At 74.0% G+C, this 7,942-nt stretch carries 8 protein-coding genes; 1 reads left to right on the top strand and 7 read right to left on the bottom strand.

All coding sequences use genetic code 11. The annotated features are described in order from the left end of the window. Window positions 1–39: 39 nt before the first annotated feature. On the top strand, window positions 40–909 hold the full coding sequence (locus tag AB0C69_RS33900; RefSeq protein WP_360359030.1) for an LLM class F420-dependent oxidoreductase: 870 nt from the start codon (window positions 40–42) through the stop codon (window positions 907–909). 8 nt (window positions 910–917) lie between these two features. Here the strand turns inward: AB0C69_RS33900 and sigJ are convergent, their stop codons facing one another. The 7 genes from sigJ to AB0C69_RS33935 form a co-directional block, all read right to left on the bottom strand. Beyond that, window positions 918–1,778 (bottom strand): RNA polymerase sigma factor SigJ, encoded by an 861-nt coding sequence (sigJ, locus tag AB0C69_RS33905; RefSeq protein ID WP_353832353.1) that lies wholly within the window; start codon window positions 1,776–1,778, stop codon window positions 918–920. 58 nt (window positions 1,779–1,836) lie between these two features. Next, window positions 1,837–2,298: a GtrA family protein gene (locus AB0C69_RS33910; protein ID WP_345174484.1), complete on the bottom strand. Its 462-nt coding sequence runs from the start codon at window positions 2,296–2,298 to the stop codon at window positions 1,837–1,839. A 71-nt stretch (window positions 2,299–2,369) separates the two neighbouring features. After that, window positions 2,370–3,539 (bottom strand): MFS transporter, encoded by a 1,170-nt coding sequence (locus AB0C69_RS33915; RefSeq protein ID WP_360359033.1) that lies wholly within the window; start codon window positions 3,537–3,539, stop codon window positions 2,370–2,372. Window positions 3,540–3,585: 46 nt separating this feature from the next. Continuing rightward, window positions 3,586–4,812 (bottom strand): FAD-dependent oxidoreductase, encoded by a 1,227-nt coding sequence (locus AB0C69_RS33920; protein ID WP_360359035.1) that lies wholly within the window; start codon window positions 4,810–4,812, stop codon window positions 3,586–3,588. A 117-nt stretch (window positions 4,813–4,929) separates the two neighbouring features. Next, on the bottom strand, window positions 4,930–6,204 hold the full coding sequence (locus AB0C69_RS33925) for a deoxyguanosinetriphosphate triphosphohydrolase (protein ID WP_360359037.1): 1,275 nt from the start codon (window positions 6,202–6,204) through the stop codon (window positions 4,930–4,932). A 33-nt stretch (window positions 6,205–6,237) separates the two neighbouring features. Further along, complete coding sequence (locus AB0C69_RS33930; protein WP_360359039.1) at window positions 6,238–7,071, bottom strand: YdcF family protein; 834 nt, start codon at window positions 7,069–7,071, stop codon at window positions 6,238–6,240. A 120-nt stretch (window positions 7,072–7,191) separates the two neighbouring features. Next, window positions 7,192–7,942: putative PEP-binding protein (locus AB0C69_RS33935; RefSeq protein ID WP_360359041.1), on the bottom strand; the 751-nt coding region annotated here is incomplete at its 5' end.

A 7,942-nucleotide genomic window follows, 5' to 3' on the forward strand; every position in this document is an offset into this window, starting at 1 on the left:
AGGAGAGGCTTACACCACGAGGCACGCGAAGGACTCGCCATGCGCATTGGACTCCAGGTTCCGAGCTTCACCTTTCCCGGAGGGCCGGAGCAGATCGGCCCCACGTTCGGCCGGTTCGCCCGCGAGGCGGACCAGGGCGGGCTGCACTCGCTGTGGGTGATGGACCACTTCTTCCAGATCGGCGCCGTGGGACGGCCGGAGGAGCCCATGCTGGAGGGCTACTCCGCGCTCGCGTACGCGGCGGCGCTGACGGAGCGGATCACGCTCGGGACGATGGTCACCGGCGTCACCTACCGGCACCCCGGCGTGCTGGTCAAGACCGTGACCACGCTGGACGTCCTGTCGGGCGGGCGCGCGTGGCTCGGCGTCGGCGCGGCCTGGAACGACGAGGAGTCGCGCGGACTCGGCATCCCGTTCCCGCCGACCGCGGAGCGGTTCGAGCGGCTGGAGGAGACGCTGCGGATCGCCCACCGGATGTGGGACGGCGACGAGTCGCCGTTCGAGGGCGAGCACTACAGGCTGGAGCGCCCGCTCAACTCGCCGCCCGCGCTGCGGCGCCCCCACCCGCCGATCCTCGTCGGCGGGGGCGGGGAGAAGAAGACGCTGCGGTTCGTGGCGAAGTACGCCGACGCCTGCAACCTCTTCGACGGCGACGAGCTGCCCCGCAAGCTGGAGGTCCTGAAGGAGCACTGCGAGCGCGAGGGCCGCGACTACGCCGAGATCGAGAAGACCTCGCTGACCTTCTTCACCGGGACGCCCTCGGTCGGCGCCGCCGTCGACACCGTCGGGCGGCTCGCCGAGCGGGGCGTCGACCAGGTGATCTTCTCGCAGGGCACCGGCCAGGACCTGGCGGGCATCCTCGCCGAGGCCCTGGCCCAGACCGAGAAGATCGTCCCGGCGGGGCGGTGAGGCCCGGCTCAGATCCCGCGCAGGGACGTGAGCTTCGCGGGGTTGAGGACACGGCGGACGGCGGTGACGCGGCCGCCCTCGACCTCCACGGTGTCGACCCCGGCCGCCCGGCCGTCCCGCCGTACCAGCAGCTCGCGGCGCCCGTTGACCTCCGCGAACTCCAGCCGCAGCAGGTTGCGGGCGCCGACGCGCAGCAGCACGGTCGCCACCCGCTCGGCCCCGGCGATGACCTTGCGGGCGGCGAAGACCTGCCCGCCGCCGTCGGTGGTGTAGACGGCGTCCGGGTCCAGCAGCGCGAGCAGCGCGGCCTCGTCGCCGCGCTCGTAGGCGGACCGGAAGGCCGCCAGCACCCGGTCGCGCTCGGCCGCCGGGGCCGGGCGGGACGGCAGCGCAGCTGCGATCTTGCGGCGGGCGCGGGACGCGAGCTGCCGGCACGCGGCGGCCGACCTGCCGAGCACGCCGGCGATCTGCTCGTAGGGCACCTCGAACGCCTGGTGCAGGACGAACGCCACGCGCTCCGGCGGCGACAGCTCCTCCATGACCAGCAGCATCGCGGTCCCGGCCGTCTCGTCCATCAGCACCGGCTCGGCGGCGTCCGGCCCGGTCAGCAGCGGCTCGGGCAGCCACGGCCCCACGTACTCCACGCGCCGCGCGCGGGCCGAGCCCAGCACGTCGTACGCGCGGCGCGCGGCCACCGTGAGGAGCCAGGCGCGCAGGTCGCGGACGTCGTCCAGCGGTTCCCGGGCGGAGGCGCGCAGCCACACGTCCTGGGTGATGTCCTCGGCGTCGGCGACGCTCCCGGTGATCCGGTACGCGGCGCCGAACACCGCCGGCCGGTGCTCGGCCCATTCATCGTCGAGTCGGCTCACGCCCGCTCCGCGCCTCGGCTGTGCCTGCGTGAGGAGACAACCCCCGCGCCCCCGCGTTTCATGCCGCGGCGGGGGTGAACACCCACTTCTTGTACGACCAGTAGCGGAACGCCGACCCGAGGCCGACGCCCGCGAGGAGCCCCAGGTTGTAGGCGACCCCGCCGTGCAGGCCGAGGGTGTAGTAGGTGAAGCCGGTGCACAGCACCTGGATCAGCAGCCCGACGCCGTTCAGCGCGAAGAAGATCGCGACCTCCCGGCCGGAGCCGTCGCTGTCGCGGTGCCGGAACGTCCAGAACCGGTTGAGCAGGTAGGAGGACAGCGTGGACACCACGGTCGGCACGACGACGCTCGTGACCGGGCTGCCGCCGAGCCACGCGCGCATCAGGTTGGCGCCGAAGATCATGATCAGCGTGCCGAGGCACCCCACGAAACCGAAACTGAGCAGTTCGCCGAGGAATGTCCGCAGCGCCGGGGCGGACGCGACCGTTTCGGCCGGTCCCGACCGCTGGATGGTGCTCACTCGCCCAGACCTTACCTGAGTAGGACATATACGAAGGTCGCAACCCCCGCAAAAGATCAACAGGCGCCGCCTCACCGCTCGGCCGTCACCGCCGCCGGGGCCAGCAGGACGATCAGCCCGACCAGCGCGACCGGGACGGCCAGCGCCCACGTCAGCCCCACGCCCTGCGCGATGAACCCGATGACGGGCGGGCCGCCGAGCAGGCCGAGGTAGCCGACGCCGGTCACCCGGGAGATCCCGGCCGCGGCCGGCACGCCGGGCACGTTGCCCGCCGCGCTGAAGGTGACGGGCGCCACGACCGCCACGCCGAGGCCGAACAGCGTGAATCCGGCCACCGCCGCCGTGGGGTCGCCCGCCGCGAGCCCGAGGCCGAGTCCGAGGGCGGCGGCCAGCGAGCCGCCCCGCAGCACCGGGACGGGCCCGAAGCGCGCGACGACCTGGTCGCCGGTGAGCCGGCCCACGGTCATCGCCACCGCGCACCCGGCGTAGCCGAGCCCGGCCACGCCGGGGCCCGTGCCGAGGTTCTCCCTCAGGTAGATCGCGCTCCAGTCGGCCATGGCGCCCTCCCCGACGAACGAGCACAGCCCGATGACACCGAGCATGATCAGCGGCCGGCGCGGGGAGCGGGCGGGGGCCGGGGCGTCCCCGTCCGGTTCGGGGAGCTCGTCGGCGGAGCGGTCCAGCAGGCCGCGGCAGCCGAGGGCCAGCAAGGCGATCAGCGCCGCCGCCGCGACGGCCAGATGCAGCGGGACGGGGACGCCCGCGTGCGCGGCCGCCGACCCGGCCAGCGCCGCCAGCAGCGTCCCGATGCTGTAGGAGCCGTGCAGCCCGGACATCAGGGGACGGCCGTAGCCGCGCTCCACGGCGACGCCCTGCGCGTTCATCGCCACGTCCATGAGGCCGAGCGAGGCGCCCATCAGCAGCAGCGAGAGGATCAGCGCGCCGAGGTTCCAGGCCAGGCCGAGCGGGACCAGCGCCAGCGCGCCCGCGGCCCCCGCCGCGATCGTCGTCGCGCGGCTGCCCCACCGGCCGACGATCCGCCCCGCGAACCGGACCGCCGCGACGACGCCCACGGGCGCGCCGAGCAGCGCCACGCCCATCGCGCCCTCGCCCAGCCCGAGATGCTCCTTGATCTGGGGGATGCGGGCGACCCAGGCGGCGCCGAGCAGTCCGTGCGCGGCGAACGCCAGCGTCACCGCGGCGCGCGCCCGGGACAGCGTCGTGATCTTGTCGGTAACCACTCGGCAGACTGTACGTCGCCGGCGCGGCCGAGCCGGCCCGGCCGCCTCACGCCAGGTCCGCGAGCGGCACCCCCGGGTCGGCGAGGCGGGCGGCGTCCACGGGGCGCCCGGAGCGGATCAGTGCCTGGACGTCCCCGGTGACGTCCCACACGTTGACGTTCATGCCGGCGACGACCCGCCCGCCCGACAGCCAGAACGCGATGAACTCCCGTCCCGGGACGTCCCCGCGGTACACGACCTCGTCGTACTCCCCCGGCGCCGCGACGCCCGACATCTCCATGCCGAGGTCGTACTGGTCGCTGAAGAAGTAGGGGAGCTGGTCGTGGACGACGTCCCGGCCGAGCATCGCGCGGGCCGCGGCGGGACCTCCGTTCAGCGCGTTCGCCCAGTGCTCCACGCGGATCCGGCGGCCGAGCAGCGGGTGGTAGGCGTTGGCGACGTCCCCGGCCGCGTAGATGTCGGGATCGGACGTGCGCAGCGACTGGTCGACGAGGATCCCGTCGGACACCTCCAGCCCGGCCGCCTCGGCGAGCCCGCTGTTGGGCCGCACCCCGATGCCGACGATCACGACGTCCGCGGGCACCTCCGCGCCGCCGGAGGTCACCACCGCCGAGACCTGCCCGGCGCCCCAGAACCCGGCCACGCCCTCGTCCATCCGCAGGACCACGCCGTGCTCGCGGTGAAGGTCGGCGAACATGCCGCCGAGCTCGGGCCCCATCGCGGCGTGCAGCGGCACCGGCTCCGGCTCGATGACCGTCACCTCGTTGCCGTGCGCGCGGGCGGCGGCCGCCGTCTCCAGCCCGATCCAGCCCGCCCCGGCCACCACGACCCGGCGGCCGCCGGGCGCCAGCGCCTGCTTCAGCGCGGCCGAGTCGGCCATCGTCCGCAGGTAGTGGATGCCCTGGAGCTTGGAGCCCGGCACGTCCAGCCGGCGCGGGGACGCGCCCGTCGCCAGCAGCAGCTTGTCGTAGGCGACCGGCTCGTCGGTGGACAGCCGGACCTGGTGCGCCCCCCGGTCGACGGCCGCGACGGACGTGCCGGCCCGGAGTTCCACATCGTGCTTGTCGTACCAGTCCGCCTCGTGGACGTGGGCCTTGTCCCGGGGCTCCTTGTCCAGCAGGAACCCCTTGGACAGCGGAGGCCGCTCGTACGGCCGCTCGATCTCCTCCCCGACCAGCAGCACCCTTCCCGCGAAGCCCTCCTCACGGAGCGTCTCGGCCGCCTTGGCCCCGGCCAGGCCGGCGCCGGCGATGACGAACGTCTCCTCGGGCATGGTGACCTCCTGTAGTGGACCTGTAGCTATCCCTACAGCGGCGCCTGCCACGAGACAAGGGTCCGTCGGCTGGCGCGTCGAGGCGTGTCCCCCGCCCGCGCCGGGCCGTCCCCCGGGTCAGTACCCGCGTCCGCCCAGCATGCGGTGGCGGGCCATCGCCGACAGGTCGGTCAGGGAGGCGATCTGGTCGATCACCGCGCGCAGCCGGGCGGCGTCGTCGGAGGCGTCCGTGAACGCGTCGCGGAAGCCCGGGTCGAGGGTCTCCGGCGCGCCCGCGAGCATCATCTCCGCGAGTTCGGTGATCAGCGTCCGCTGGCGGGCCCTGACCTCCTCGTGACTGATCCACACGTAGTGCGCCGTGATGCCCTTGAGCAGGGCGTTCTCCAGCCGCTGCCGGCGCGGCACGATCAGTTCCGCCGCGTAGCGGGTGAGCGGGCGGTCGCCGTAGGCCTCCCGCGTGGCGGTCTCGGCGGCCAGGCAGAACCGCCCGATCAGGGTGCTGGTCAGGTTCTTGAGGGCGGCGTGGCTGCGCGGGGTGCCGTCGTAGCGGTCGGGCCAGCAGGGCTCGGCGAGCAGCGCGGCGAAGCGCTCCTCCAGCTCGGCCTGGCCGGCGTCGGGGCAGTACAGCTTCGCCGCCGTGGCGGCGACGAGGCGGCGCTCGGCGGGGTCGGCGAGGCGGTTGAAGTCGATGTGCCCGGCGACCAGCGCGTCCTCCAGGTCGTGGACGGAGTAGGCGACGTCGTCGCTCCAGTCCATGACCTGGGCCTCGAAGCAGGCGCGGCCCGGCTCGGCGCCGTCGCGCACCCAGCGCGCCACGTCCGCGTCGTCGTCGTAGACGCCGAACTTGCCGTTCACGGCCTCGGCCTGCGACCACGGGTACTTCATCGCGGCGTCCAGCGCGGCGCGGGTCAGGTTGAGGCCGACGCTGCGGCCGTGCAGGGGCGGGCCGTCGGCGGCGAAGGACTTCGGCTCCAGCCTGGTCAGGACGCGCAGGCTCTGCGCGTTGCCCTCGAACCCGCCGCAGTCGCGGGCGACGATGTCGAGCGCGTACTCGCCGTTGTGCCCGAACGGCGGATGCCCTATGTCGTGCGACAGGCAGGCCGTCTCCACCAGGTCGGGGTCGCAGCCGAGCGACTTGCCCAGTTCGCGGCCGACCTGCGCGCACTCCAGCGAGTGGGTGAGGCGGGTGCGCAGGCTCTGCACGGTGTCGGCCACGGCGTCGGCGCCGGGCGAGGCGACCTGCGTCTTGGCGGCCAGCCGGCGGAGGGCGGCGCTGTGCAGCACCCGGGCCCGGTCGCGTTCGAACGCCGTGCGGTCGCGCCGCTTGGGGGGCTCGGGCGCCCAGCGTTCCTTGTCACGGCCGTGGTAGCCCGTGGTCACGTTGATCGTCATGTCCCTATCCAGGGTAGAGGGCCGCGAGGGTCCTCAGCGGCCCGGCGACGGCGAGGACGGGGGCGGGGACGACGACGAGGAGGGCGGGGACGCCGAGGGCGTCGCGGACGGGTCGATGTGGATCCGCTTGATGGTCTCGTCCGGCACCTGGACGCTCTTGCCCAGCAGCACGTACGACAGGTACCCGCCGGTCTCGCGGACGATGTAGTGGAACTGGGTGTCGCGGGTCTGCACGCTGGGGCCGCTGCGGGTCGGCGACGCGGCGGCCTTGATGCCGCTGTCCTCGGCCATCTTCTTGGACCGCAGCCCGTGCCACGGGTCGGTGACGATCACGCCCGAGGACCAGTGGTGCCGGTCGAACTCCCTGCCGACGGCCTTCATGCTCTCCAGCGTGTCGCGCCCGACGGGCACCTCGAAGACCCGGGAGGCGGGCACGCCGCCCTTGGTGATCAGCCAGTTCCGGCCGGCCCCCGCCTCGGTGTAGTTGTCGCCAGGGGCCTTGCCTCCCACCGTCACGATGGCAGGCGCGACCCCGTGGCGGTACAGGTCCAGGGCGTGCTGGAGCCGCCATTTCAGCGTCGGGGACGGCACCCCGTTGTACTGCGCGGCGCCCAGCACGATGATCGCGTCCGAGCGGGGCCGCTCGTCCTGGCGGGCCTGGTGCCAGATCCGCGCGCCGACGGCGAGCGGCGTCAGCACCGCGATCGCCAGCAGCCCGGTAAGGATCCCGGCCGGGATCGCGAACCAGGGCGACCGGCGCCACCGGCCGCGCCCACGGCGCCGCCGCGGCCCGTCCGCCCGCTCGTCGGGACCGTCCGTCTCATCGTCTTCCGGCGTGAACTCCGGCAACTCCGCTTCCAACGTCATCGCATCGGACACGTTAGTGAGATGTTCCGGCATGCGCGCCAGGTTCGCCAGGACGGCGTGTCATCCGTCCCACATCGGTCCCGGCGGCCGGGCGCGGTGGCCCGGCCGCCGGGCGGGACGTCAGCGGCTGTCGCTGCCCCCGGAGGCGTCGGCGGCCTCGATGGCCGCGCGGCCCGCCTCCAGCCGCGCCACGGGGATGCGGAACGGCGAGCAGGACACGTAGTCGAGCCCCACCTCGTGGCAGAAGTGCACCGAGTCGGGGTCGCCGCCGTGCTCGCCGCAGATGCCGAGCTTGAGGCCGGGACGCGCCCGGCGGCCCTCCTCCGCGGCGATGCGCACGAGCCTGCCGACCCCCTCGCGGTCGAGGGTCTCGAACGGCGACACCCCGAAGATCCCGAGCTCCAGGTAGCGCGAGAAGAACGCCGCCTCCACGTCGTCGCGGGAGAAGCCCCAGGTCGTCTGGGTGAGGTCGTTGGTGCCGAAGGAGAAGAACTCGGCGGCCTCGGCGATCTGCCCGGCGGTCAGCGCCGCCCGCGGCAGCTCGATCATCGTGCCGATCAGCGCCGGGACGTCGACCCCGCTCGACTCCCTGACCGCGGCGAGGATGTCGCGCGCCTCGTCGCGCACGGCCTCCAGCTCCTGGACCGCCCCGACCAGCGGGATCATGATCTCCGGGCGCGGGTCGCCGCCCGCCCGCCTGCGCGCCGCCGCGGCCTCGGCGATCGCGCGCACCTGCATCGCGAACAGACCGGGAATCACCAAACCCAGCCGCACGCCGCGCAGGCCCAGCATAGGGTTCTGCTCGTGCACTTGGCGGCCTCGTCCTGGAGGGCCTTCTTGTCGGTCACCGGCTGCGACCCGTACGGGACGA

This window comes from Actinomadura sp. NPDC048032 (assembly GCF_040653175.1).
GTDB classification, from domain to species: Bacteria; Actinomycetota; Actinomycetes; order Streptosporangiales; family Streptosporangiaceae; genus Spirillospora; species Spirillospora verrucosospora.